Annotated in this window: 21 protein-coding genes and 1 riboswitch; of the genes, 8 read left to right on the top strand and 13 right to left on the bottom strand. The window is 64.3% G+C overall.

Annotated features, from left to right (window positions below):
* Window positions 1–45 precede the first annotated feature (45 nt).
* The 3 genes from JOH52_RS06900 to JOH52_RS06890 all read right to left on the bottom strand — a co-directional run bounded on the left by JOH52_RS06900 (window position 46) and on the right by JOH52_RS06890 (window position 3,105).
* On the bottom strand, window positions 46–1,887 hold the full coding sequence (locus JOH52_RS06900) for an ABC-F family ATP-binding cassette domain-containing protein (RefSeq protein ID WP_010970520.1): 1,842 nt from the start codon (window positions 1,885–1,887) through the stop codon (window positions 46–48).
* 4 nt (window positions 1,888–1,891) lie between these two features.
* A complete protein-coding gene (locus JOH52_RS06895; RefSeq protein WP_010970521.1) occupies window positions 1,892–2,542 on the bottom strand; it encodes a thiamine diphosphokinase in 651 nt (216 codons plus the stop codon).
* A gap of 77 nt (window positions 2,543–2,619) precedes the next feature.
* Complete coding sequence (locus JOH52_RS06890) at window positions 2,620–3,105, bottom strand: GNAT family N-acetyltransferase (protein WP_014527000.1); 486 nt, start codon at window positions 3,103–3,105, stop codon at window positions 2,620–2,622.
* Window positions 3,106–3,238: 133 nt separating this feature from the next.
* Window positions 3,239–3,352, top strand: a riboswitch (TPP riboswitch).
* A 48-nt stretch (window positions 3,353–3,400) separates the two neighbouring features.
* On the opposite strand from JOH52_RS06890, the gene thiB reads away from it, so the two are divergent.
* The 4 genes from thiB (at window position 3,401) to JOH52_RS06870 (ending at window position 8,614) form a co-directional block, all read left to right on the top strand.
* A complete protein-coding gene (gene thiB / locus JOH52_RS06885) occupies window positions 3,401–4,429 on the top strand; it encodes a thiamine ABC transporter substrate binding subunit (RefSeq protein ID WP_003529762.1) in 1,029 nt (342 codons plus the stop codon).
* Between the two features lie 7 nt (window positions 4,430–4,436).
* Window positions 4,437–6,068 (top strand): thiamine/thiamine pyrophosphate ABC transporter permease ThiP, encoded by a 1,632-nt coding sequence (gene thiP / locus JOH52_RS06880; RefSeq protein WP_268815485.1) that lies wholly within the window; start codon window positions 4,437–4,439, stop codon window positions 6,066–6,068.
* Entirely contained in the window at window positions 6,065–6,781 is a 717-nt protein-coding gene (gene thiQ / locus JOH52_RS06875) for a thiamine ABC transporter ATP-binding protein (RefSeq protein WP_010970524.1), read from the top strand. Before thiP ends, thiQ begins: the two co-directional genes overlap by 4 nt.
* A gap of 321 nt (window positions 6,782–7,102) precedes the next feature.
* A complete protein-coding gene (locus JOH52_RS06870) occupies window positions 7,103–8,614 on the top strand; it encodes a M48 family metalloprotease (RefSeq protein WP_003529768.1) in 1,512 nt (503 codons plus the stop codon).
* A gap of 265 nt (window positions 8,615–8,879) precedes the next feature.
* Here JOH52_RS06870 and JOH52_RS06865 read toward each other — a convergent pair whose 3' ends face one another.
* The 7 genes from JOH52_RS06865 to JOH52_RS06835 all read right to left on the bottom strand — a co-directional run bounded on the left by JOH52_RS06865 (window position 8,880) and on the right by JOH52_RS06835 (window position 18,099).
* A complete protein-coding gene (locus JOH52_RS06865; protein WP_010970526.1) occupies window positions 8,880–9,746 on the bottom strand; it encodes an RNA polymerase factor sigma-32 in 867 nt (288 codons plus the stop codon).
* A gap of 424 nt (window positions 9,747–10,170) precedes the next feature.
* Window positions 10,171–10,740, bottom strand: a complete 570-nt coding sequence (locus JOH52_RS06860; RefSeq protein ID WP_003535785.1) for a CarD family transcriptional regulator — start codon at window positions 10,738–10,740, stop codon at window positions 10,171–10,173.
* Between the two features lie 409 nt (window positions 10,741–11,149).
* Window positions 11,150–11,488 carry a ferredoxin FdxA gene (fdxA, locus tag JOH52_RS06855; RefSeq protein ID WP_003535779.1) on the bottom strand — a complete coding sequence of 113 codons (339 nt, stop codon included), beginning with the start codon at window positions 11,486–11,488 and terminating at the stop codon, window positions 11,150–11,152.
* A 384-nt stretch (window positions 11,489–11,872) separates the two neighbouring features.
* Entirely contained in the window at window positions 11,873–12,304 is a 432-nt protein-coding gene (locus JOH52_RS06850) for an RNA-binding S4 domain-containing protein (protein WP_003535776.1), read from the bottom strand.
* 9 nt (window positions 12,305–12,313) lie between these two features.
* Window positions 12,314–15,385, bottom strand: a complete 3,072-nt coding sequence (locus JOH52_RS06845; RefSeq protein ID WP_014527002.1) for a DEAD/DEAH box helicase — start codon at window positions 15,383–15,385, stop codon at window positions 12,314–12,316.
* 689 nt (window positions 15,386–16,074) lie between these two features.
* On the bottom strand, window positions 16,075–16,800 hold the full coding sequence (phbB, locus tag JOH52_RS06840; protein WP_003535773.1) for a beta-ketoacyl-ACP reductase: 726 nt from the start codon (window positions 16,798–16,800) through the stop codon (window positions 16,075–16,077).
* 117 nt (window positions 16,801–16,917) lie between these two features.
* Window positions 16,918–18,099, bottom strand: coding sequence for an acetyl-CoA C-acetyltransferase (locus JOH52_RS06835; protein WP_010970528.1), 1,182 nt, complete (start codon window positions 18,097–18,099; stop codon window positions 16,918–16,920).
* 222 nt (window positions 18,100–18,321) lie between these two features.
* Here JOH52_RS06835 and phaR point away from each other — a divergent pair, with 222 nt between their 5' ends.
* Window positions 18,322–18,900 (top strand): polyhydroxyalkanoate synthesis repressor PhaR, encoded by a 579-nt coding sequence (gene phaR / locus JOH52_RS06830; RefSeq protein ID WP_003535770.1) that lies wholly within the window; start codon window positions 18,322–18,324, stop codon window positions 18,898–18,900.
* A gap of 73 nt (window positions 18,901–18,973) precedes the next feature.
* Here phaR and rpmF read toward each other — a convergent pair whose 3' ends face one another.
* The 3 genes from rpmF to mtgA form a co-directional block, all read right to left on the bottom strand.
* Window positions 18,974–19,159, bottom strand: coding sequence for a 50S ribosomal protein L32 (gene rpmF / locus JOH52_RS06825; protein ID WP_003535764.1), 186 nt, complete (start codon window positions 19,157–19,159; stop codon window positions 18,974–18,976).
* 163 nt (window positions 19,160–19,322) lie between these two features.
* Entirely contained in the window at window positions 19,323–19,970 is a 648-nt protein-coding gene (locus JOH52_RS06820) for a glutathione S-transferase family protein (RefSeq protein ID WP_010970529.1), read from the bottom strand.
* Between the two features lie 89 nt (window positions 19,971–20,059).
* Entirely contained in the window at window positions 20,060–20,848 is a 789-nt protein-coding gene (mtgA, locus tag JOH52_RS06815; RefSeq protein WP_010970530.1) for a monofunctional biosynthetic peptidoglycan transglycosylase, read from the bottom strand.
* Window positions 20,849–20,998: 150 nt separating this feature from the next.
* On the opposite strand from mtgA, the gene JOH52_RS06810 reads away from it, so the two are divergent.
* The 3 genes from JOH52_RS06810 (at window position 20,999) to JOH52_RS06800 (ending at window position 24,199) form a co-directional block, all read left to right on the top strand.
* Window positions 20,999–21,913 carry a polyprenyl synthetase family protein gene (locus tag JOH52_RS06810; RefSeq protein ID WP_010970531.1) on the top strand — a complete coding sequence of 305 codons (915 nt, stop codon included), beginning with the start codon at window positions 20,999–21,001 and terminating at the stop codon, window positions 21,911–21,913.
* A gap of 4 nt (window positions 21,914–21,917) precedes the next feature.
* Complete coding sequence (gene hisC / locus JOH52_RS06805) at window positions 21,918–22,973, top strand: histidinol-phosphate transaminase (RefSeq protein WP_010970532.1); 1,056 nt, start codon at window positions 21,918–21,920, stop codon at window positions 22,971–22,973.
* A gap of 584 nt (window positions 22,974–23,557) precedes the next feature.
* Window positions 23,558–24,199 carry a LysE family translocator gene (locus JOH52_RS06800; protein ID WP_013844929.1) on the top strand — a complete coding sequence of 214 codons (642 nt, stop codon included), beginning with the start codon at window positions 23,558–23,560 and terminating at the stop codon, window positions 24,197–24,199.
* Window positions 24,200–24,208: the final 9 nt, after the last annotated feature.

The following is a 24,208-nucleotide window of genomic DNA, read 5'->3' as shown; positions in this document are numbered from 1 at the left end:
GGGGAGTCGGGCAGGCAGGGGAGTACTGCACCTCCAACGCTGCCGTCACGGTCCGCCCGCTGAGCCCTCGAGTTCCTCGCGCAGCATTTCCAGTTCGAGCCATTCCTCTTCCATGCGCGTGAGGTCCGTCCTGAGCTTCTCGAGCTCGGCGGCGAGCTTGGCAAAGCCGTTCGGGTCGCGCGAGAAAAGGTCGGGATCTGCCATCTTCTCTTCCCGCTTCGCGATCTCCGCCTCCGACCTGGCAATCTCCTTCGGCAGGTTTTCGAGCGCGAATTTCTGCTTGAAGGAGAGCTTGCCCTTCGCCTTCTGAGGTTCGCTCGGCGACGAGGAGGCGCCGCTCGATCTGGCCTTCTCGGCTTTCTCGCTCCGGCGCCTTTCCTCGAGTGCGCCGCGGCGCTGCGCCATCATGTCGGAATAGCCCCCGGCATATTCGATCCAGCGGCCATCGGGCGCCTCCGGGTTGGCCGGCGCGATGGTCGAGGTCACGGTACGGTCGAGGAAATCGCGGTCGTGGCTGACCAGGATCACCGTTCCGGAAAATCCGGCCACGATCTCCTGCAGCAGGTCCAGCGTCTCGATATCGAGGTCGTTGGTCGGTTCGTCGAGGATCAGGAGGTTGGTCGGGCGTGCCAGGATGCGGGCGAGCATGAGACGCGCGCGTTCGCCGCCGGACAGGTCGCGGATGGGCGTTCGCGCCTGCTCCGGCTGGAAGAGGAATTCCTTCATGTAGCCGGTGACATGGCGCTGCTCGCCATTGACGAGGAGGGTCTCGCCGCGCCCGTCGGTCAGATAATGCGCCAGCGTCTCGTCCAGGTTCAGCTCCTCGCGTTTCTGGTCGAGCGTGGCGATCTCCAGATTGGTGCCTAGCTTGACGCTGCCCGTGTCCGGCGCGAGCTGACCGGTCAGGAGCTTCAGCAACGTCGTCTTGCCGGCGCCGTTCGGTCCGACGAGGCCGATGCGGTCGCCGCGGTGGACGCGGATCGAGAACGGCGCGACGATCGTGCGATCGCCATAGGCCTTGGTGATCTTCTCCGCCTCGATCACGAGCTTGCCCGATTCCCTGGCGTCGGCCACGGTGGCCTGGACCGTGCCCTGCGGCCCCTTGTGCCCGCGATGGCGGGCCCGCATGTCCTGCAGCTCGCCGAGCCGGCGCATGTTGCGCTTGCGCCTTGCGGTCACGCCGTAGCGCAGCCAGTGCTCTTCGCGCTCGATCGCCTTGCCGAGCTTGTGCTGTTCGAGCTCTTCCGCCTCCAGCACCTCGTCGCGCCAGGCCTCGAAATGCGCGAAGCCGCGATCGAGGCGGCGCGATTGGCCGCGGTCCAGCCAGACGGTCGCCGTCGACACCTTTTCGAGGAAGCGCCGGTCGTGCGAAATCAGCACCAGCGCCGAACGGCTGCGGACAAGCTCGTCTTCCAGCCACTCGATCGTCGGCAGATCGAGATGGTTCGTCGGTTCGTCGAGAAGCAGAATGTCGGGTTCCGGCGCAAGCACACGGGCAAGGGCGGCACGACGCGCCTCGCCGCCGGAAAGGCGCGTCGGCTCTTCCTCCCCGGTCAGCCCCAGATGCTGCAGCAGGTAGGCGACCCGGTAGGGATCGTCGCCTGGTCCGAGGCCGGCTTCCGCATAGGCCTGGACCGTATCGAAGCCGTCGAAATCGGGCGCCTGGTGGAGATAGCGTATCGTCACCGATGGATGCCTGAAGATCTCGCCCGACTGGGGTTCTGCAAGCCCGGCGGCGATCTTCATCAGCGTCGATTTGCCCGAACCGTTGCGGCCGACGAGGCAGATGCGATCGCCCGGCTCGACCTGCAGGCCCGCACCCGCGAGCAGCGGCGTGCCGCCGAAGGTCAGTAGAATGTCGTCAAGCTTCAGGATGGGAGGCGCCAAGGCATCAGGCTCCGGAAAGATCATAGGGCCGGGCGAGAATGACGGCCCGGCCGGATTTCAGGGTGAAGCGGACCGTGCCATCCGCGATGTTCGAAATGGTGCGCGACGAGCCGAAGGGCAGATGAAAATCCTTCAGCGGGTAGCGCACGTTCTCGATCGAGAGACCGTCAAGGTCCGCAAAGCCGAGGATCGAGAAGAGGCTGCCTTTCGGCAACTCGATCTCCTGCGAGCCGGGCAGCAGCGGATAGGCCTCCTCCTCGCCGGAGGTCATCATCACCGCAACGCCGCTCTCGGCAAGCGCGACGGTGCCGAGGAGGTGCAGGAAAGCGTGATCGCTGCGCGCGCCGCCGAGTCCGCCCGCGAAGACGAGCGAGGTCGCGCCACGCTCAAGGGCCGCCTCGACGGCGATCTCCCCATCGGTCGCGTTCTTGGCAGCCGGATGGCGTTCACGCGGGACGCCGGCGAACTCCGCCAGAAGCGCCTCGTCCGTGGAATCGAAGTCGCCGACCCAGAGATCGGGAACGACCCCCAGCGTCCTTGCATGGCGCATGCCGCCGTCGGCGGCGACGAAGCGGCTGCCTTCGAGCTGTCGAGCGAGCCGGTCTGTCGGCGTCAGCGCGCCGCCGAGCAGGATGGTGAAGGGTGATCGGGTCATGGCAGAAGCCCATAGCGCAAAGCAGCGGCGAAGGAAAAGGGCTCCGGCTGCTGTTTTGCGAACGCATGCTGCGCGGATCAGGTTCCGGACGCCGGATCCCCGGGGAAAAGCATGCCGTCATAGATGCCGGGCGTCGATCCGGCGATCTCCACCGCACCGACCGCGCGGGCATAGAAATCGGCGGGGCCGACCCCGCCGATGATCGCATAGGCATAGCCGGCGGCGCGCATGGACAGCAGGCTTTCGACGAGCAGGGCCTCGCCGATGCCCTTGCCGCGCATGGCCGCGTCCACTCCGGTCGGACCGAAGAAGCCGAGCGCGGTTACGTCATGGCAGGCGAAGCCCACGATCCGGTCCCGATGGTGAGCGATGTGGATGCGCGCCGGCGTCGAGGAGAAGGCGGTTTCGGCCTCGCCGGCCCACCCGGCCCCGAAGCGCTCCTCGATCCAGGGAATGACGACCCGCCGCTCGGCCGCAAGCGCCCGCCGGATGCGGACGTCGGGGTCGAGACGCGATGGACGGCCCTCGGGCAAGGCATAGAGGCGGACGAGCATGTCTGGCATGGAATTGTCTCCGCTTTCGGCGAACAAACGGCGCCGGCAATTGTTTGACTTTTAATAGCGCGCCCGGCGCGGACGGCAAACGTCCCTGCTGAAACTCAGCTTGCCTAAGCCGTCGCCGGAAGCTAAATCTTTTGCTGCTCTAACGGGGTGCCCTGGCCGGCTTTGCGACCATGGCTGAGAGGCTTCGAGCCAACCCGCGGAACCTGATCCGGCTCATACCGGCGGAGGGATTAGAAGCGATCGGACCGATACGCGCTTTTCCCATTGCAGCAACAACAAAGGGAGAGGTGCCAGAATGTCCAGTTCACTCCATCGAAAAATCCTTGGCCGGCTTGCGATCGCCGCCGCTTCGATCGCGGCATTTTCCGTGAGCGCGGCGGCCGCGGAAAAAACGCTGACGGTCTATACCTATGAGAGCTTCATCACCGAATGGGGGCCGGGCGCCAAGGTGGCGGAAGCGTTCGAGAAGACCTGTGACTGCAAGGTCGACTATGTAGGGGTCGCCGACGGGGTCGAACTCCTGACGCGGCTGAAGCTCGAAGGTCAGGGATCGAAGGCCGACATCGTACTCGGCCTCGACACCAATCTGGTGGCGGAGGCGAAGGCGACCGGCTTCTTCGCACCGCACGGCGCCGATACCGCTTCCGTCAAGGTTCCGGGCGGCTTCTCCGACGACACCTTCATACCCTATGACTACGGCCATTTCGCCGTTGTCTACGACACAGAGGCACTGAAGGACCCACCGAAGAGCCTCAAGGAACTGGTCGAGGGCGATCCGTCGCAGAAGATCGTCATCGAGGACCCGCGGACCTCAACCCCCGGCCTCGGCCTCCTGCTCTGGGTGAAGTCGGTCTATGGCGACAAGGCCGGCGAGGCCTGGGCGAAGCTCAAGGACCGCGTGCTGACGGTCACGCCGGGCTGGTCGGAAGCCTATGGTCTCTTCACAAAGGGCGAGGCGCCGATGGTTCTCTCCTACACCACCTCGCCTGCCTATCACATGGTCGCGGAGAACACCGAGCGCTACCAGGCGGCCCCCTTCGCCGAAGGCCACTATATCCAGATCGAAGTCGCCGCATTGACGAAGAACGCGAAGGACCCGGAACTCGCCCGGAACTTCCTGACCTTCATGATCGGTCCGGAATTCCAGTCGATCATCCCGACGACCAACTGGATGATGCCGGTGACGGCGACCAAGGAGCCGCTGCCGGAAGCCTTCGGCAAGCTCGTCGACCCGCAAAAGACGTTCCTCATTCCCTCCGGGGAGGTCGCCGCCAGCCGCAAGGCCTGGATCGACGAATGGCTGGCCGCCATGAGCCGGAACTGAGGCCGGATTGTCCGGCACAAAGGAAAGCAGGATGACCATCGCCGCCGGCGCCTTCGCCCTCGGCGGCATCCTGCTTTTCGTCGGCCTCGCCGGCGCGGCACTGCTTGGACAGTCGGCCGGCAGCGCCGGCGGTGGTCCGCTTTTCGATGCCTATATCTGGCGCATCACACGCTTCACGCTGTTGCAGGCCAGCCTCTCGACACTTCTTGCCATCCTATTCGCCATACCGGTTGCCCGGGCACTTGCCCGCCAGGCTTCGTTCCCCGGCCGCATCTGGGTGCTGCGGCTTCTGGCGCTGCCACTCGGCCTGCCGGCGCTCGTCGCCGCACTCGGGCTCATCGAAATCTGGGGCCGGCAGGGGCTCTTGAACAGGGTGCTTTCGGCAGCCGGGCTGGAGCAGCCGGTCAGCATCTATGGCCTCTCCGGCATTCTCATTGCCCATGTCTTCTTCAACATGCCGCTCGCCGCACGCTTGATGCTTGCCGGCATCGAGCGCATTCCGGCCGAATACTGGCGCACCAGCGCCAATCTCGGCATGGGATCCTTCGCCACCTTTCGCTTCATCGAGTGGCCGGTTATCCGCGGATTGCTTCCCGGCATCGCCGGGCTCATCTTCATGCTCTGCGCCACCAGCTTCACGCTCGTGCTGACGCTTGGCGGCGGGCCGGCCGCCAGCACGATCGAAGTGGCGATCTATCAGGCGCTGCGCTTCGACTTCGACCCGCCGCGGGCGATCGCCCTTTCGGCACTTCAGGTCGCCCTTACCGGAGCGCTGCTTCTCGTCCTGAAATTGATCGCGCCGGCACCGCTGGAGGGAGAGACCAGCGGCAGGGCCATCCGGCGTTTCGACGGCGCAAGCGGTCTGTCGCGGCTTGCCGACCGGATCTGGCTGATACTCGCGGTCATCCTCGTCGGCCTGCCATTTGCGGCCATCGCCTATAGCGGATCGAAGGCCGACCTCGTCCGTCTCGTGAGCGAGCCGGCATTCCATCGGGCGCTCGCCATGAGCGCGACGATCGCCCTTGTCTCCGCCACGATCTCCGTCGCCATCGCGGCGCTGATGATCCGTACCGAACGGCTCGCGCTGGCGCAGCGGCGCCCCGGAGCGGCGCCTCGCCTCTTTGCAGGCACGATCGGCGCGAGCACCTCCTTCATACTGCTCGTGCCTCCCGTCGTGCTCGGCGCCGGATGGTTCCTGCTCCTGAGACCTTTCGGCGACGTCGCCCGTTTCGCGCCGGCCGTCGTCGTCGCCATCAATGCGCTGATGGCGCTTCCCTTCGTTCACCGGGTGCTCGCGCCGGCCATGGCGACGCATGCCGCGCGCACCGCGCGCCTTGCCGCGAGCCTTGGCATCGGCGGCTTTCACCGCCTGCTGTGGATCGACTGGCCGGGCCTGCGCAAGCCTCTCTTTGTCGCCTTTTCCTTTGCCATGGCCCTCTCGCTCGGCGATCTGGGAGCAGTCGCTCTTTTCGGCTCCGAGGACATGGTAACCCTCCCCTATCTGCTCTATAGCCGGATGGGCAGCTATCGCACCGCGGATGCGGCCGGACTGGCGCTGGTTCTCGGCCTTCTCTGCCTTGTCCTGACGGTGCTCGGCACGGCGGGAGAGGAGAGGCCGCCCGAAGGTAAAAGCACATGAGTTCCACCGCTCTCGCCGTCAAGGGCGTCGAGATAAGCTTCGAAACGACGACGCTCGCCTTCGACTGCGCGGTTCCCGCGAAGCGGATCGTCGCCGTGGCCGGCGCCTCCGGCTCGGGCAAGTCGACGCTCTTCAACATCATCGCCGGCTTCGAGCAACCGGGGCGCGGGGAAGTCCGCATCCTCGGCGAGGAAATGACCGGTCGGGCGCCGGCGGAACGGCCGGTCTCGATCATATTCCAGGAACATAACCTCTTCGCACATCTCGACGTCGCCACCAATGTCGGCTTCGGCATCAGCCCGGCGCTGCGACTGGATGCGGCCAACCGCACGAAAGTGGAGGATGCACTGGCCCGGGTCGGGCTCGCCGGTTTTGGCAAGCGCCTGCCGCCGACGCTTTCAGGCGGCGAACGCCAGAGGGTCGCGCTCGCGCGCGCCTTCGTGCGGCACCGCCCGATCCTCCTGCTCGACGAGCCTTTCGCCGCGCTCGACCCCGGCATGCGCGCCGAGATGCGGGCACTCATCAGCGATCTGCACGAGGAGGAAGGCAACACGATACTGATGATCACACATCATCCCGATGACGTGAGGGCGCTCGCCGACAGCGTTCTTTTTCTCGACCGGGGCCGGATTGTCGCCCATGATGAAGTCGATCGGTTCCTCGGGCGCCGCGACATCGCTGCGATCAACCGGTTCCTCGGCAACGAAGGATGACATATTGTTCGCGGCGGCCGATCCGACGCCGGGCGAACTAAATTCGCCGGACGCCACAATTTGACCGCCGCGCCGTGCGAGGCGCGGGAGACACCAGCGGGTATCTCGCAAAATTCGCGCATCCGTTGCTGCGATACCACGGGGCAACTATTTCTACTGGGGTCGGCTAGGCAGGCGGCGCTGAAATCGGATACAGCAGAATCCTGGCTGAAACACCCGCGCCGGTGCACCGCATCCGGCTGAAAAAGTAGGACTTTTCGCCGATTGCGATGAATGGCTTCGAGCCGCGGGTCGCGCCGGCGGATGGGGACGGGCTGAGGCATGATAAGGCAGGCAGTCATGAATGGCTGGTTTCCGCGGCGGCATGGAGCCGTTCGCGCACGAGCGCTGGTCGCATTGGCTGCCACGACGCTGATCGCTGGCTGCCAATCCGTGATCGAGCAGACCTACGAGCCCACCGTTTCGCCATCCTCCAATCCGCAGATCGTCGAGGAAGTGCAGAAGAACGACCCGCGGGCCCAACTCGGCGCGCGCGAGCATCCGCGCATCGTGGCGAGCTACGGCGGAGAATACCGCGACGCCAAGACCGAGCGGCTGGTCGCCCGGATCACCGGCGCCCTGACGGCGGTTTCGGAAAACCCGCAGCAATCCTACCGCATCACGATCCTCAACTCGCCGGCAATCAACGCTTTCGCGCTTCCGGGCGGCTATCTCTACGTGACGCGCGGCCTGCTGGCGCTTGCCAACGACGCCTCGGAAGTGGCCGCCGTACTCTCGCACGAGATGGCGCATGTGACGGCCAATCACGGCATCCAGCGCCAGCAGCGCGAGGAGGCTGAGGTGATCGCCAGCCGTGTCGTGTCCGAGGTGCTTTCCTCCGACCTTGCCGGGAAGCAGGCGCTTGCCCGCGGCAAGCTGCGCCTTGCCGCCTTCTCGCGCAATCAGGAACTGCAGGCCGACGTGATCGGCGTCCGCATGCTGGGCGAGGCCGGATACGACCCCTATGCGGCAGCGCGCTTCCTCGATTCCATGGCCGCCTATAGCCGCTTCAGCGCGGTGGACCCGGAGGCGGACCAGAGTCTGGACTTCCTGTCGAGCCACCCCAACGCGCCGCAGCGCGTCGATCTCGCGCGCCGGCATGCCCGCGCCTTCGGCCCCGAGGGGACGAGCGGCGACCGCGGGCGCGACTATTATCTCGCCGGCATCGACGGTATCCTCTATGGCGACAGCCCGCAGGAGGGCTATGTCCGCGGACAGACCTTCCTGCATGGCCAGCTCGGCATACGCTTCGACGTGCCCACCGGCTTCCAGATCGACAACAAGGCCGAGGCGGTGCTCGCCACCGGGGCGGGCGAGGTCGCCATTCGTTTCGACGGCATCGCCGACACGAGCCGGCGCAGCCTGACCGACTACATCGCCAGCGGCTGGGTAACGGGCCTCAAGCCCGATACGATCCGCCCGATCACCGTCAACGGCCTCGAGGCCGCAACGGCGCGCGCATCGGCAGACCGCTGGGATTTCGATGTCACGGTGATCAGGTTCGGCGAGCGCATCTACCGCTTCCTGACGGCCGTTCCGAAGGGCTCGAGCGCACTCGAGCCGACGGCAAACCAGTTGCGAACCTCCTTCCGCCGCATGACGTCCGGCGAGGTCCAGTCGTTGAAGCCGCTGCGCGTCCGGGTGGTCACGGTCAGGTCCGGCGATACGATCGCTACCCTTGCGGCCCGCATGATGGGTACAGACCGCAAGCTCGATCTTTTCCGGCTGATCAATGCGATGCAGATCACATCGACCGTCAGACCCGGCGACAAGGTGAAGATCATTTCGGAGTGAGGCGGCGCAGGGGCTGCCTCTCATCGGACTCGCGGTGCCGTTTCGCCTCTTACTGCATGTTTCCTTTAATCGTATCCGATTAAAGGACAAAAACATGCAGCAGATCAAAGTGCTACAGCGACCTTTGCGCGTCTGATAAGACGAGCGGCGCTGTAGTCGCTCAATGGAGAACTGGCGAGCCCAAGGCTCGTCCCTTCGCCCCGCTCGCGGGGAGAAGGTGCCGGCATGCGGATGAGGGGCAAATGACCTCGCGAAGCCTTACGCTTCAATGCATCGACGCCGTCAGCGCCGGCGCCTTGGCGGTGAGCGCCGCACGAAGTTTTTCGAGTGCGCGCGTCTCGATCTGCCGCACGCGCTCCTTCGATATTCCAAGCGCGACGCCGAGCTCCTCCAGCGTGGCGCCATCCTCCGTCAGGCGGCGGGCGCGAATGATCTTCATTTCACGCTCGCTGAGCTCTCCGAGCGCGACCTGCAGCCATCGGCGGGCGCGCTCGCCGTCGATCAGATCGCTCACCTGCTCGTCGGGCAGAGGTGCCTCGCTCGCCAGGAAGTCCAGCCGGGCGCCGGCATCCGGGTCGCCGCTGCCGATCGGCGCCTGCAGCGACGCGTCGTTTCCGGAAAGGCGCGCATCCATGGTCTGCACGTCGGCAAGGCTGACACCGAGAGCCGCGGCGATCTCCTCGTGCATCGCCTGCGAGGTCAGTTGCCTGTCCCCCTGGGCGAGCCTCGCGCGCAACCGGCGCAGATTGAAAAACAAGGCCTTCTGCGCCGAACTGGTGCCGCCGCGTACGATCGACCAGTTGCGTAGCACGTAGTCCTGCATCGATGCGCGGATCCACCACGTGGCATAGGTCGAGAAACGCACCTCCCGGCTCGGCTCGAAACGCGCTGCGGCTTCCAGCAGCCCGATATGCCCCTCCTGCACGAGATCTCCCATGGGCAGTCCGAAACTGCGGAACTTCGCCGCCATCGAAATCACCAGACGCATGTGCGACATTGCGATCTTGTTGCGCGCCTCCTGGTCGTTATCGTTCCGCCAGGCCTGTGCGAGCGCATGTTCCTCATCCCGCTCGAGATAGGGCGCTTCCATGGCAATCTTGATCATACGCCTGTCTGCTGTGAGGGTCTTCATCGATTGCTCCGTAGCTGGCGGCAAGCGCCATTTCACGATTGAACTCCAAACGCCGAGCGCTCTCTTGCGGCGTTCGGCAACGGGGACGGATGGCGCTGGTTGACGAAATGACAGGGCGCCCTAGATGGAAGAATACGAACCTGAGGCGTGAGGAAATCACGGGGCCAAGATCGCTCGGCAGCACAGGCGAAGGCCTCCCTGCCGGGAGTGTTAAACGTGCGCGGGCGCGAAAAGTTCCGCGGGCGGTCGCGATTTTTGATTGTGGGTCCCGCCGCTATACGCCCCACCGATTGTAACGCGGCTGCGCCGCGCCCGGCTCTCGGCTTCTCGCGCAATCGGGCGCTCAGCTTCATGGAACATAGGGCAACAAAAAAGCCCGGCCTTTGGAGCCGGGCTTTTCTGATTGATTTTACGCAAGGAGTGCTTAAGCGGCTTCGTCCTGTGCGTCGTCTTCTTCGATAGCCTTGCCGCGCTTCGGGCCCTTGTTGAGATTGGCCTCGACAAGGCGAACGGCCTCAGTTTCCGACATCCTGTTCACGGCAGCGATTTCGCGCGCCATCCGGTCAAGCGCGGCTTCATAGAGCTGGCGCTCGGAATAGGACTGTTCCGGCTGGTTCTCGGCGCGATAGAGGTCGCGTACGACTTCCGCGATGGAAATGAGATCGCCGGAATTGATCTTGGCATCGTATTCCTGAGCGCGGCGCGACCACATGGTCCGCTTCACGCGCGCCTTGCCCTGCACGACCTTCAACGCGCGGTCGACGAAATCGGTTTCGGACAGCTTACGCATGCCGATGCCCACAGCCTTCGCCACCGGCACCTTGAGACGCATCTTGTCCTTCTCGAAGTCGATGACAAAGAGTTCGAGCTTCATGCCCGCGACTTCCTGCTCCTCGATCGCGACGATCTGGCCAACGCCATGGGCCGGGTAAACGATCGATTCACCGGTCTTGAAGCCTTGGCGCGTTGAAGATTTCTTCTGCTGGGTGGTCATTCGTTTCAAACACTCCCTAGTGCGCACCCGGCCCTCACAGGGGCCGGGGCCGGGTCAGTCAGGCCCGGGATAGACGGAGATACCGCCGGGTGGGTCCACCTGGTCCTCCAACGAAACGCAAACAAGCTCTTATGGCGCAGTCACAAGCAACGGGCCGTTGCATATCTCAAAAGTGCCGCGCGGTGGAGATCGTGTGCTTTCGTGCTGGTTTTCGGGCGCGCAAAAGCACCCTCTGTGGATCAGTGTATGAAAACTATCACAAAAAAGAGCGGAAATCAATAATTTGCTGCACGGCAACGATCAAGTCGCCGCGCTCGCAAGCGCGAAGTGCCGGCGGGATTTCCCCAGCTTTCCGGCCTCGCCATCTGTCGTCCGTCAGCCGTGACGAACCGAGCGGCCGAAACCCGCCTCAGTCGCCCTGTCCCGGTTCCGAAGAAAAATACTTCTCGTATTTTTCTTCTACGCCATCCATCTCCTTGGCCTCCGGCAGCGGGTCGCGCTTGACGGTGATGTTCGGCCACTGTGTGGAAAATTCCGCGTTCAGTTTCAACCACATATCGAGGCCCGGCTCGGTATCGGGCTTGATTGCGCCCGCGGGACATTCCGGCTCGCATACGCCGCAGTCGATGCATTCATCCGGGTGGATGACGAGGAAGTTCTCCCCCTCATAGAAACAATCCACCGGGCAGACTTCAACGCAGTCGGTGTACTTGCAGCGAATGCAGTTATCGGTCACGACATACGTCATGAGGTACTCCAGCCAATGCTCACATTTGATGGCAGACGGCAATCAACGGTGATACTCGATCGCCCGCGCATGCTAGGCATGTCCGGCGCGCATAGCTGCCGAGGCAGACCCGAATGCCATCCTCTGCATGGCTTCGTGAATCGGAATCGATCCGGTGAAACCACACATCGGTTCAAGCTGCTACACCAACCTTCGCCCCTCGAACGGGGCGTTCGGCACTGTAGCGTTGCTTGTCACGTAAAGGCTTTGACGGGCCTTTGCAAGAATTATCCATGCGCGATTTGCCCCTGTGGGGGCACAGTTTTCCAGCCTCGGGACGGGCGTGCCGAAATCGGCTGCAGGCCGCCTCCGACAGTGTACGGCGCCGGATCCAATGTCTGAAAATCAGTCGTCTTCCAGGTCCCCCGGCCGCAAGCGGTCCGGCCCCGGCCGCAAGCGGTCCGTCTCGCGGCGGTCCCGCTTTGTCGGCCGCCCCGCTCCGCGGTCGCGCGTCGCCTGCTCGAAAAGCGTCGGCCTGCCGGCGGGCACGGCGGGAGTCAGATCCTCGTAGAGCAGGCGCGCTTCCTCATAGGGGCCGCGGCGGGACCCGGGCAGCAGCACGCGCACGACGAGATCGCGCCGCTCCAGCGATACCTCGAGCATGTCGCCGGCCTTGATCTGGGCGGACGATTGCGTCTCACGCTTGCCGTTGACCGCCACATGACCCGCCTCTATCGCCTTCTGGGCGAGCGAGCGCGATTTGATCAGCCGGGCGAAGAACAGCCACTTGTCGAGCCGCTGGCGCATTGCAGGGGCGGACGGCGGCTGCTTTTCCATGGGCCTGACCTACTTCTTCATCTGCTCCTTCAGAGCAGCGAGCTTGGCGAAAGGTGAATCCGGATCGATCGGTTTTTCCTTGCGGGGCGGGCGCCCTTCGAACTTGGGAGGAGACGACTTGTTTCGATCGTGCCGGTCGCCGCGGTCTTTTCGCTGGCCGCCCGGCCTTCCTTCAGACCCCTTGCCCTCCTGCGGCTTGCCTTCCCAGGGCTTGCCCTGCGACTTGCCCTGCGACTTGCCGTGAGGGGCCTGCCTGCGGCCGCCCTCGCGGCCTTCGGTCTGGCCATGGCGCTGGCCGCCCCGGCGCTGTTCGCCCTGGCGACCGCCCTGTCGCTGATTGTCCTGACGGGTGCCCGGACGCCACAGGAGCACCGGCTTGGCTTCAGCCGGGGCCTCCGGCTCAGCCGGTGCCGCCGCATCGTCGCCCGCCGGCGCGGCCTGCGTCTCGGCAGCTGCGGTATCGGCGGCTTCCGTCTCTGCAGCCGGCGCGGCCGGCGCCTCGGCAGCCGCGGTTCCGGTGGCTTCCGTCTCTGCGGTCGGCGCATCCGCGGCTTCAGCCTCGACGCTCCCCGCATCCGCTACACTCGCACCGGCCTCTTCGGCAGGCGCCGTCTCCCCATTCTGGCTTGCCAGGAAAGCTGCCGCCTCCTCGGCCGTCACGGCGTCCGCGCGATAGCCGAGACCCTTGAGGATTTCCTCCATGTCATCGGGCGTTGCCCCGAGAATGGACAACATCGACGTCGTCGCGACGAAACGGCGGCCGTCATAGGCGCCGTCCGGACGCGGCGATGTCCCCGGCTTCCACTGCAGGAGCGGACGGATGAGATCGGCAAGCCGCTCCAGGATATCGATCCGCACCGCGCGCTTGCCGAGGAACCGGAAGCCCGCGAGCTTGTAGAAGGTCCGCTCGAAGGACGGATCGGTGACGACGGAGGTGCGGCCGGCAGCAAGCATCGGGATGAGCTCGCCGTAGCCGGGCTTGTCCAGCCCGTCGTTCTTCAGCGCCCAGAGAAGCGTGATCAGCTCCGCCGGAGCCGGCTTCAGAAGCGCGGGGAGGAAGATGTGATAGGCGCCGAAGCGTACACCGTATCTGCGAATCGACGCGCGGCTCTCCTGATCGAGCGACTTCACCTCCTCGGCGACGTCGCGACGGAAGAGCACGCCGAGATTCTCGACGATCTGGAAGGCGAGACCCTTGGCGAGACCCTCGAGATCCTCGGCGCGCGAAATGTCGTCCAGAGGCTTCAGCACCGTGCTGATGTGATGGTTCACGAAACGCTCGATCCGCGCCAGCACGTGTTCGCGGGCATTGGCCTGGAGCTGCTCGTCGGCAAGCAGGATGACGCGGGGACGCATGACGTGGTCGCTCGCCGTGAGCCGCGCGACCGGATCGCCGAGCCAACGGACGAGACCGTCCGACGACAGGGCCAGGTCGCCGTTGCCGGCCGCATGGAGACGAGCGGCGCGCGCTTCGAATTCCAGCGCGAGCGCCTTATGGGCGGCACCCTGAACGGCCTTCGCGTCCGTTCCCTCGCTGCCCGCGGCGAGCGTGAACCGGAAACCGGCTAGCTGACCCACATGGTGTCCCTCGACGAAGACATCACCATTCACACTGATTTCTGCTTCCAGCATCGCATTCTCTCTCAGGCGCTTCATGAGCACAGATGTCCTGCGATCAACAAAGCGTTTCGTCAACCTTTCATGTAGCGCGTCGGACAATCGATCTTCGATTTCCCGCGTCTTTTCTTGCCAGTGTGTCGGATCGGCAAGCCACCCGGGCCGGTTGGATACATAGGTCCAGGTCCTGATCTGCGCAATTCGCGCCGAAAGTGTGTCGATTTCGCCGTCCGTATGATCGGCGCGCCGGACCTGTTCGGCCATGAAATCCTCGTTGACCGTGCCATGGCGAACGAGGTCGGCATAGATGGTCGAGATCAGATCCGCATGCTGGGCCGGCGTGATGCGGCGATAATCCGGGAGCGCGCAGGCTTCCCAGAGCTTCTCGACGCGCTCGGACGCCGTGGCGACGTCGACGATCTCCGGGTAGCGGGTCAGATGCTCGAGCGCCTGCTGATCGACGGCCGGGAGCGCCCGCGCCAGGCCCGATACCGCCGGTGCGGCCTCGAGGCTCTTTCTCAGTGCCTTCAGCGAAGAAAAGTCGAGCGCCTTGGAGCGCCATTGCAACACCCGGACAGGGTCGAACTCATGCGATTCGATGCGGTGCACCAGGTCCTCGTCAAACGGATCGACGCGTCCGGTCACGCCGAAGGTCCCGTCCCGGACATGCCTGCCCGCGCGCCCTGCGACCTGGGCGAGCTCCGCCGGATTGAGGTTACGGTATTGGTAGCCGTCGAACTTCCGGTCCTGAGCGAAGGCGACATGATCGACGTCGAGGTTCAGCCCCATGCCGATCGCGTCGGTCGCCACGAGATAGTCGACGTCCCCCTCCTGATAGAGTGCCACCTGCGCATTGCGGGTTCGCGGCGAAAGCGCGCCCAGTACGACGGCCGCGCCGCCGCGCTGGCGCCGGATGAGCTCCGCGATCGCATAGACCTCGTCGGCCGAAAAGGCGACGATTGCCGAGCGGTTCGGCAGGCGGGTGATTTTCTTGGAGCCGGCATAGAGAAGCTGCGACATGCGCGGCCGCTCGACGACGGTGATGCCGGGCAGCAGATATTCGAGGATCGGCCGCATCGTCGCGGCGCCGAGCAGCAGCGTCTCGCCGCGGCCGCGCAGGTGCAGGATCCGGTCCGTGAAGATGTGGCCGCGTTCGAGATCGCCTGCGAGCTGAACCTCGTCGATCGCCACGAAGGAGGCCGTCGTCTCGCGCGGCATCGCCTCCACCGTGCAGACCGAGTAACGGGCGCGATGCGGCGCGATCTTTTCCTCGCCCGTGATCAGCGCGACATTGTGGTGACCGACCTTCTCCACGAGACGGGTGTAGACCTCGCGCGCGAGCAATCTCAGCGGAAGCCCTATGACGCCGCTGTCATGCGCGATCATGCGCTCGATCGCATAATGGGTCTTGCCGGTGTTGGTGGGTCCGAGCACCGCGGTCACGCCGCGGCCGCTCAGGATCATGGATTGAAAGGACAAGGTCTCGATCCCGGGCAGTCTCTGCAGCGCCGCACTTCTTTTGGTCGCGCGAAGCTCGCTGCAGTGCTGATTTTCCGTATGTATTATCCGTAAAACGGCTCCGATTTATGGAACACGCACTGAGAGCCGGCGCGCTTTCATGCTCCGGCGGGAAACAGATGCCTATGCGACGTGCCAAACGCAAGGGTCCACGGGGAATAAATACGCCAATCGGCAACCATATCTTGCGCCTCCCCTTAGAACTCTCGTTCAGGATTCTGGAACAGCGACGGAACGAATCAGAGACGAATCGCTGACTCCCGCTGATTCACTTTATGTTCACGGCTATATATAGATTTCAACATCTAGTTACGCACCATATGCTGAATCCAAGGGAGGATCACCCCTCAGAAGTTGCCGATCGGCTTCGTTTGGCGTCATTGCGGACGTTGACCACGCAAAGGATTCCGAATCCAAGAGTCTGGAAAGATTGAAAAATTTTAACGGGATTCGCTGCCGATCGGCCGAGTCCGGAAATAGGAATCGCTTCACAGGCACCCGCCTCCTGCCGGGGCAGAGCAACGCCGACTCGCCGGCGGGAACGTTTTCCCCTTTCGTTCACCACAATATCTAGTGCCAGGGCCGAAACGAATCCGGCGCCCCGAAGGGCGCCGGAAAGCCGAGGGCACCATGCCTCAGGCGAAGTACTGGCCGCCATTGGCCGAAATCGTCGAGCCGGTGATGAAGCCCGCGTCGTCGGAAGCGAGAAACACGACGCAGCGTGCCACTTCCTCCGGCTCGCCGAGGCGTCCGACGGGTATCTGGGGAATGATCCGCTCGTTGAGCACCTTTTCCGGAACGGCGCGCACCATCTCGGTGCCGATATAGCCGGGGCAAATCGCGTTGACGGTGATCCCTTTCGCCGCCCCTTCCTGGGCCAGCGCCTTGGTCAAGCCGAGATCGCCGGCCTTGGCGGCGGAATAGTTCACCTGGCCCATCTGCCCCTTCTGGCCGTTGATCGACGAGATGTTGACGATACGGCCGAAGCCGCGGTCGCGCATGCCCGACCACAGCGGATGCGTCATGTTGAAGACGCCGGTGAGATTGGTGCCGATCACTTCGCCCCACTGTTCCGGCGTCATCTTGTGGAACATGGCGTCACGGGTGATGCCGGCATTGTTGACGAGGATGTCGACCGGTCCGAGGTCGGCCTCGACCCTGGCGATGCCATCGACGCAGGCCTGATAGCTCGATACGTCCCATTTGTAGACGGGAATGCCGCTTTCCTGCTCGAAGGCCTTGGCCCTCTCGTCATTTCCGGCATAGTTTGCGGCCACCTTGTAGCCCGCAGCCTTCAGCGCCACGCAAATCGCAGCGCCAATGCCGCGGGATCCGCCCGTTACCAGTGCTACCCTGCTCATACTCGCCTCCCACTCGGTTAAGTCAAATTTGCAAAAGCACGCCCCTGCAGCCCGGCGAGCCCGGGCCGCTGATGTGCATCATCTGATCCGAAACTTGCCCGCATCGCGGGAGGCCGGTTACAGGCGTTCCACGCACATGGCGACGCCCATGCCGCCGCCGATGCACAGGGTGGCAAGCCCCTTGGAGACGCCGCGCCGCTTCATTTCGAAAAGAAGCGTGTTCAGCACGCGGGCACCGGAGGCACCGATCGGATGGCCGATGGCGATCGCTCCGCCATTGACGTTGACGATCGAAGGATCCCAGCCGAGGTCCTTGTTGACGGCGCAGGCCTGAGCCGCGAAAGCCTCGTTCGCCTCCACGAGCTCGATATCGGCGACCGACCAGCCGGCCTTTTCGAGGGCCTTGCGCGATGCGGGGATGGGGCCGGTGCCCATGATCTGCGGGTCGACGCCTGCCGTGGCCCAGGAGACGATGCGGGCAAGCGGCTGGATGCCGCGCCGGGCCGCCTCGGCCTCGGTCATCAAGAGCGCCGCGGCGGCACCGTCGTTGAGACCCGAAGCGTTGCCCGCGGTCACAGTACCTTCCTTGTCGAAGGCCGGGCGGAGCTTTGCGATCGAATCCAGCGTGGCACCGTGGCGGATGTACTCGTCCTGATCCACGTTTACGTCGCCCTTGCGCGTCTTCACGACGAAAGGCACGATCTCGTCGGCGAAACGGCCGGCCTTCTGGGCCGCTTCCGCCTTGTTCTGGGAGGCAAGCGCGAATTCGTCCTGTTCCTCGCGCGTCAGCTGCCATTTCCGCGCAACGTTCTCGGCGGTGATGCCCATGTGGTAGCCGTAGAAGGCATCCGTCAGGCCGTCCTTGATCATCGTGTCGATCATCTTGTAGTCGCCCATCTTCACGCCGCCGCGCAGGTGCGCGCAATGCGGCGCCATCGACATCGACTCCATGCCGCCGGCAACGATGACCTTCGCATCGCCGGTTGCGATCTGCTGCATGCCGAGCGCTACGGCGCGCAGGCCCGAGCCGCAAAGCTGGTTCATGCCCCAGGCGGTCTTTTCCTGCGGGAGACCGGCCTTCATCGCCGCTTGCCGCGCAGGATTCTGCCCCTCGCCCGCCGGCAGCACCTGACCGAGGATCACCTCGTCCACCTCGCCCGCTTCGACGCCAGCCCGCTCCAGCACCGCCTTGATGGCGGCCGCACCCAGTTCGTGCGCGAGAGTATTGCCGAAGGCGCCGTTGAAGGAGCCGACGGCCGTGCGAGCCGCGCTGGCGATGACGATCGAGGGATTGCTCATGGGACGTTCCTCATATTTGCTTTGCCTGATGGAGGCAGACTGGCAAAGGGAGGAGCGCGAGTCAAACGGCTAGTTGCACTGCCGCAAAAGCTTCACGGTCGCTTGTCGGCGCTCCTTCGCACCTGCGTCGCCGCATTGCACAAAGAGATTGTCAGTGGCGCTCTTTTGCGGATACTCTGAAAAATACAATAAAGACGGGACCATGGGTAAGAGGAGACCCTGATGGGGAAAAACGAAGGCCAGATCGTTATCAAGAAATACGCGAACCGGCGACTCTACAATACCGGTACGAGCACTTACGTGACCCTCGACGACCTGGCTGTCATGGTGAAGAGGGGCGAGGACTTCATAGTTCAGGATGCCAAGTCCGGCGAAGATATAACCCATTCCGTGCTGACGCAGATCATCTTCGAACAGGAGTCGAAGACCGGCAACACGCTCCTGCCGATTTCCTTTCTCCGCCAGTTGATCTCCTTTTATGGCGACCAGATGCAGATGGTCGTACCGAGCTATCTCGAGCACTCGATGCAGGCCTTCACCGAACAGCAGGCGCAGATGCGGGAGCAGATCACCAAGGCCTTCGGCGATACGCCGATCGGCAAGAACCTGAAGGTGCCGCTGCAGCTCGTCGAGGAACAGGTCCGGCGCAACACTGAAATGTTCCATCAGGCCATGCAGATGTTTTCGCCCTTCATGGCCGCCCCGCCGGCCAAGGAAACCAGGAAGGCCGAGGCGAAGGACATCGACGAACTGAAGGAACAGCTCCGCGCCCTTCAGACGAAACTGGATAATCTGGGCTGATCACCCCTCGATCCACCAAAGAAAAAGGGCCGGCAATGCCGACCCTTCGAACTTCATCCGCAGGCGGAAACGCTTATGCGTTTTCCTTCGGCGTCAGGACCTGGCGGCCGCGATACATGCCGGTCTTCAGGTCGATGTGATGCGGGCGGCGCAGTTCGCCGGAGTTCTTGTCTTCGATGTAGGTCGGAGCCTTGAGGGCGTCAGCGGAACGGCGCATGCCACGCTTGGACGGGCTCGTTTTTCTTTTCGGTACAGCCATTTCATTCTCCACTTATCGGGCAAAACACTGTTCAGCAGCCGAAAAGGGCCGGGTCAAACAGATGTCGATCTCGGAATTTCGCGCGCTTATACATGTCGAACCGCACTTTGACCAGTCCCCGCGGGCAAATTTTCGACTCGGGCGCGGGAAGCCCCGATCCGCCTCAGGCCTCGTCCTCGGGTACGATCCATGTTTCGACTCTCGCCGCCTCCTCCCATTGGCGGAAGGCCGGATGCGCCTTGACGGCGTCAATATAGGCGAGCGTCGCCGGGTCCGCCACGAGCTCATAGGTCTCGAAACGGTTGACGACCGGGGCGAACATAGCGTCGGCCGCGGTGAACCGGCCGAAAAGGAACGGCCCCCCTGATTGCGCGACCGACTCCCGCCAGATCGTCTCGATCCGCGCCACGTCCTCGACGACGCCGTCCGGCAGAGCGATCGCCTTTCTCGGACGGCGGATGTTCATCGGGCAGGCGCCGCGCAGCGCCCGGAAGCCGGAGAGCATCTCCATGGAGTAGCTGCGCGCACGGGCACGATCCGCGCGGTCCTCCGGCCAGAGACCCGCATCCGGGAAAAGCTCCGCGACATATTCGATGATCGCGAGCGATTCCCATATGCGGATCTCGCCGTGATGAAGAACGGGAACGCGGCCCGTGGGCGAGATTTCGTGAAAACGCGGATTTCCGGCCGCAAAATCGAAGGGAACGACGACGTCCTCGAACGGAATTCCGCCGGCCGTGAGGGCGAGCCAGGGCCGCAGCGACCAGGACGAATAGTTCTTGTTGCCGACATAGAGGACGAGCTTGGCCATGATCCTGTCTCCGACTGGGTTCGCTCATGCGAGATACAAACGCAGCCTTGCCACATCAGAGGCCGGCGAACCAATGAATTGGTTTCATCCTAATCATAAAGGCACGTGATATAACCGCCGGAGCGGCCGGCCCGGCGTTCGATCACCGCAGCGAGACGCCGCAGGCCACGCCCCGGCTTGCCGGCAGTGCGATCGATCGGGTTGGGCAGCGAGACGGCGAGGAGAGCGGCCTGGCGGCGCGAAAGCTTCGCCGCCGAAACGCCGAAATGATGCCGGGCGGCGGCCTCGATCCCGTATATGCCCTCGCCCCATTCGGCGACGTTCAGGTAGATCTCCATCAGGCGCCGCTTGCTCCAGGCGAAATCGGCCGCGATCGCGAGCGGTAGTTCCATCGCCTTGCGCACGAAGGAACGGCCGTTCCAGAGGAACAGGTTCTTGACCGTCTGCATCGGGATCGTGCTGGCGCCGCGCGTCTGTTCGCCGTCGAGCGCATCCTCGACGACGCCGCGCATCTGCGCCCAATCGATGCCGGCATGGGCGCAGAACTGCCCGTCCTCCGACATCATCACCGACTGGACGAGCACCGGCGCGATGTCGTCGAATTCCACCCACTGCCGGTCATAGCCGCGCAGCAGCACGAGATCGCGCAGCATCAGTGTCGAAACCGGGTGAATGAACTCCAAGAGATAGAGGCCGATCAGGGCATAGGGCAGGATGAGAACTGAGAGGACGATAAAAACGAGCCGACGCCGCCGCGAGCGCCAGGTCCTGCGCGTGGCCGTCCAGCGACCGGCGGGCAACTCCGCCTCCTCGCGTTCTTCCGAAACGATCTCCACGCCCCGTCCGTCCACCTCTTTTCCGCCCGCCTCTTGTCCCATTCACCCTCTCATATGCGATGGCGAGCGAAAGTTGAACGGCCTTTCTCGCAAAAGGCAAGGCTCTGCAGCGCCGTCATCCCCGGACCAGCCCTGTGCGCTGCGACGCCAAAGCCCGTTGAAAGCCGCTCCGCCGCGTGTCAAAGAGCCTTTATGAAAGACGAGAGATCATCCTTTCCGGCGCGCCTCAAGACCAACGCGGTCGCGGTCGAAGCGCTGCTCGAGACATTGCTCGGTCCGGCCGTGGGCACGGGCGAAATCGCCCGCCCGGCAAACCTGCTCGGAGCCATGCGCCATGGCGTGCTCAACGGCGGCAAGCGGCTGCGGCCTTTTCTCGTCGCCGAAAGCACGGCCCTCCTCGGCGGCGATGCGGAAGCGGCGCTCAGAACAGGCGCCGCGCTCGAATGCATCCACTGCTATTCGCTCGTCCATGACGACCTCCCGGCCATGGACGACGACGACATGCGCCGCGGAAAGCCGACGGTGCACGTCGCCTTCGACGAGGCGACGGCGATCCTTGCGGGCGACAGCCTGCTGACCTTCGCCTTCGACATCGTCGCGGCGCCGGAAACGGCGCTCTCCGACCGTCAGAAGACGACGCTCGTGCTGGCGCTCGCGCGCGCCGCGGGGCATGGGGGCATGGCCGGCGGTCAGGCGCTCGACCTAGCCGCCGAAAAGAGCGCCCCCGACGAAGCGGGCATCGTCCTCTTGCAGTCGATGAAGACAGGTGCCCTCATCCGCTTCGCCTGCGAGGCGGGCGCGATCATCGCCGATGCGCCGGCAGAGGACCGCCGACGGCTGCGCGCCTTCGGGGACAAGATCGGCCTCGCCTTCCAGCTTGCCGACGACCTGCTCGACCTCACCGCCGATGCCGCAATCGTCGGCAAGGCGACCGGCAAGGATGCCGCACGGGGGAAGGGCACGCTTGTCTCCCTGCATGGCCAGCCCTGGGCCGAGCGGCGGCTCGAAAGCCTGGTGGCCGAGGCGGAAGGCCTGCTCGAACCCTACGGACCACGCTCGGCGATCCTTGCCGAAACCGCCCGCTTCATCGCCAACCGCAGGAACTGAGCTCATGAGCAAACTTTGGTCGCCGATCGTTGCCGCGCTGAAACCTTACGTCCCCGGTGAACAGCCGCGCATGGCCGATCTCGTCAAGCTCAACACCAACGAGAGCCCCTATGGCCCCTCGGAAAAGGCGCTGGGGGCGATCCGGGCGGCCGCAGACACGGATCTCCGGCTCTACCCGGATCCGGTCGCTCTCGGACTGCGGCAGGCGATCGCCGCGCGCCACCAGGTATCGGTCGGCGAAGTCTTCGTCGGCAACGGTTCCGACGAGGTCCTGGCACACACATTCGCGGCGCTGCTGAAGCACGACAGGCCGCTACTTTTTCCGGACATCTCCTACAGCTTCTACACGACCTATGCGGGCCTTTTCGGCATCGAGGCGGTGGAGGTGCCGCTCGACGCCGCATTCCGCATCGACATCGCCGATTATCGCCGGCCCTCGGGCGCGGTCATCCTGCCGAACCCGAACGCCCCGACCGGCATCGGCCTGCCGCTTGCCGAAATCGAAAGGCTGGTGGCCGACCATCCCGGTCAGCCGGTGGTGATCGACGAGGCCTATATCGATTTCGGCGGCGAATCCGCAATCGCGCTCGTTCCGAAATACGACAACCTGCTCGTCGTTCAGACCTTCTCGAAGTCACGCGCGCTGGCCGGCCTGCGCGTCGGCTTCGCGATCGGCCAGCGGCCGCTGATCGAGGCGCTGGAGCGCGTCAAGGACAGCTTCAACTCCTATCCGCTCGGACGCGCCGCCCAGGCCGGCGCAACGGCTGCGATCGAGGACGAGGCGTGGTTCGAGGCGACCCGCGGCAAGATCATCGCCTCGCGGGCGAAGCTGACGAGCGAACTCGAAAAGCGCGGCTTCGAGGTCCTGCCGTCGCAGGCAAACTTCGTCTTCGCCCGCCACCCCGGACATGCGGGCCAGACGCTGGCGGCGAAACTTCGCGAAAGGGCTGTGATCGTCCGCCATTTCGCCAAGCCGCGAATCGCGGATTTCCTGCGCATCACCATCGGCACCGACGCGGAATGCGCCAAGCTGGTCGCGGCGCTCGACGAGGTTCTGTGAGGGCCGAACGGCGAACGGCGCGTTTCGCCCCTCTCCTCGGGTTTAACCCGAGGACCAACCCTCTCCCGGCAGGCCGGCTATGGCATATGCATATCTGCTCCTCCGGCGGGAGCCGTTGCCATGAGTATGCGATAAGCGGTTTGACCTTCGCATGCCTAAACGATGCCACGGACAGAACGCAGAAGTGGAGGCGAGAGCTCGCCGCATATATTCTCCCCCCTTGTGGGGGAGACGACAAGCGGCTTGACCTCCACCTATCCCAAACGATGCCGTCGGGAGACCGCATCACTGGAAGCGAGAGCCAGCCGGTTTCTCCCCATGGCAACGGATTCCGCGAGAGGATCAGATGCGTATATGCCCTAGCGCAGTCAGGGAGAGGGGACTTGCAGGGAGAGGGGACTTGGGCAACGCTTCACCGCGAATCTCCTTCGCCCCGCTTGCGGGGAGAAGGTGGCCGGCAGGCCGGATGAGGGCAAGCCAAAAACATACCGGCCGTTTCTTCGCGCTCGGGGCATCGCGCACCCCATTGGCATCAACTGAAGCCTCGGCTACTGTCCCGTCCGCAAGGACAATCGGACGCCGTCATGCTCGACCTCACGCCCTATCTGCCGCAGCTCCTCGTCGCGTGGACAGCTTATATCATCGCCGTTGCTTCGCCGGGGCCAGCGGTTCTGGCGATCATCGCGACCTCGGTCAGCCGGGGGAGAAGCGCGGGCCTGGCGCTCGCCTTCGGCGTGCTGAGCGGCAGCTACACCTGGGCGATGCTGACGGCTTCCGGCCTGTCGGCCCTCATCCGGACCTATGGCCAGGCGATCATCGTCCTGAAGATCGCCGGCGCCTGCTATCTGTTCTGGCTTGCCTATAACGCGCTCAGAGCGGCGATGCAGGGCGACGCCCAACCGTCCGCCCTTCGTGTTCCCCCGACTTCCTCGCTGAAGAAGCTTTACCTCAAAGGTCTCGGGATCCACCTGACCAATCCGAAGGCGATCTTCGCCTGGATCATGCTGGTCTCGCTCGGGATGCCGGAGGGCGCGCCGGTCGGCGTCACGGCCGCCTTCATCGGCGGCTGCATGCTGATCGGCCTCGTGATCTTCTGCGGCTTCGCGATCGTCTTCTCGCTCGCGCCGGTGCATCGCGCCTATCTGAAATCGCGGCGGATCATCGAGAGCCTGATGGCCGGCTTCTTCGCCTTTGCGGGCTTCAAGCTGCTGACGGCACGGCTCTGATCCTCGATA

The organism is Sinorhizobium meliloti, assembly GCF_017876815.1.
Lineage (GTDB): Bacteria > Pseudomonadota > Alphaproteobacteria > Rhizobiales > Rhizobiaceae > Sinorhizobium > Sinorhizobium meliloti.
Note: the sequence above shows the minus strand (reverse complement) of the source record. Positions and strands in the feature narration are given on the sequence as shown.

Bases quoted from the DNA above. Each gene is read 5' to 3' on its own strand.
- JOH52_RS06870 (WP_003529768.1), top strand. From the start codon at position 7,103: ATGATAAGGCAGGCAGTCATGAATGGCTGGTTTCCGCGGCGGCATGGA.
- JOH52_RS06890 (WP_014527000.1), bottom strand. From the start codon at position 3,105: ATGCCAGACATGCTCGTCCGCCTCTATGCCTTGCCCGAGGGCCGTCCA.
- JOH52_RS06800 (WP_013844929.1), top strand. From the start codon at position 23,558: ATGCTCGACCTCACGCCCTATCTGCCGCAGCTCCTCGTCGCGTGGACA.
- fdxA (WP_003535779.1), bottom strand. From the start codon at position 11,488: ATGACGTATGTCGTGACCGATAACTGCATTCGCTGCAAGTACACCGAC.
- JOH52_RS06850 (WP_003535776.1), bottom strand. From the start codon at position 12,304: ATGGAAAAGCAGCCGCCGTCCGCCCCTGCAATGCGCCAGCGGCTCGAC.
- JOH52_RS06860 (WP_003535785.1), bottom strand. From the start codon at position 10,740: ATGACCACCCAGCAGAAGAAATCTTCAACGCGCCAAGGCTTCAAGACC.
- JOH52_RS06810 (WP_010970531.1), top strand. From the start codon at position 20,999: ATGAAAGACGAGAGATCATCCTTTCCGGCGCGCCTCAAGACCAACGCG.
- thiQ (WP_010970524.1), top strand. From the start codon at position 6,065: ATGAGTTCCACCGCTCTCGCCGTCAAGGGCGTCGAGATAAGCTTCGAA.
- hisC (WP_010970532.1), top strand. From the start codon at position 21,918: ATGAGCAAACTTTGGTCGCCGATCGTTGCCGCGCTGAAACCTTACGTC.
- mtgA (WP_010970530.1), bottom strand. From the start codon at position 20,848: ATGGGACAAGAGGCGGGCGGAAAAGAGGTGGACGGACGGGGCGTGGAG.
- JOH52_RS06835 (WP_010970528.1), bottom strand. From the start codon at position 18,099: ATGAGCAATCCCTCGATCGTCATCGCCAGCGCGGCTCGCACGGCCGTC.
- rpmF (WP_003535764.1), bottom strand. From the start codon at position 19,159: ATGGCTGTACCGAAAAGAAAAACGAGCCCGTCCAAGCGTGGCATGCGC.
- phaR (WP_003535770.1), top strand. From the start codon at position 18,322: ATGGGGAAAAACGAAGGCCAGATCGTTATCAAGAAATACGCGAACCGG.
- JOH52_RS06895 (WP_010970521.1), bottom strand. From the start codon at position 2,542: ATGACCCGATCACCCTTCACCATCCTGCTCGGCGGCGCGCTGACGCCG.
- JOH52_RS06845 (WP_014527002.1), bottom strand. From the start codon at position 15,385: ATGATCCTGAGCGGCCGCGGCGTGACCGCGGTGCTCGGACCCACCAAC.
- thiB (WP_003529762.1), top strand. From the start codon at position 3,401: ATGTCCAGTTCACTCCATCGAAAAATCCTTGGCCGGCTTGCGATCGCC.
- JOH52_RS06820 (WP_010970529.1), bottom strand. From the start codon at position 19,970: ATGGCCAAGCTCGTCCTCTATGTCGGCAACAAGAACTATTCGTCCTGG.
- JOH52_RS06865 (WP_010970526.1), bottom strand. From the start codon at position 9,746: ATGAAGACCCTCACAGCAGACAGGCGTATGATCAAGATTGCCATGGAA.
- phbB (WP_003535773.1), bottom strand. From the start codon at position 16,800: ATGAGCAGGGTAGCACTGGTAACGGGCGGATCCCGCGGCATTGGCGCT.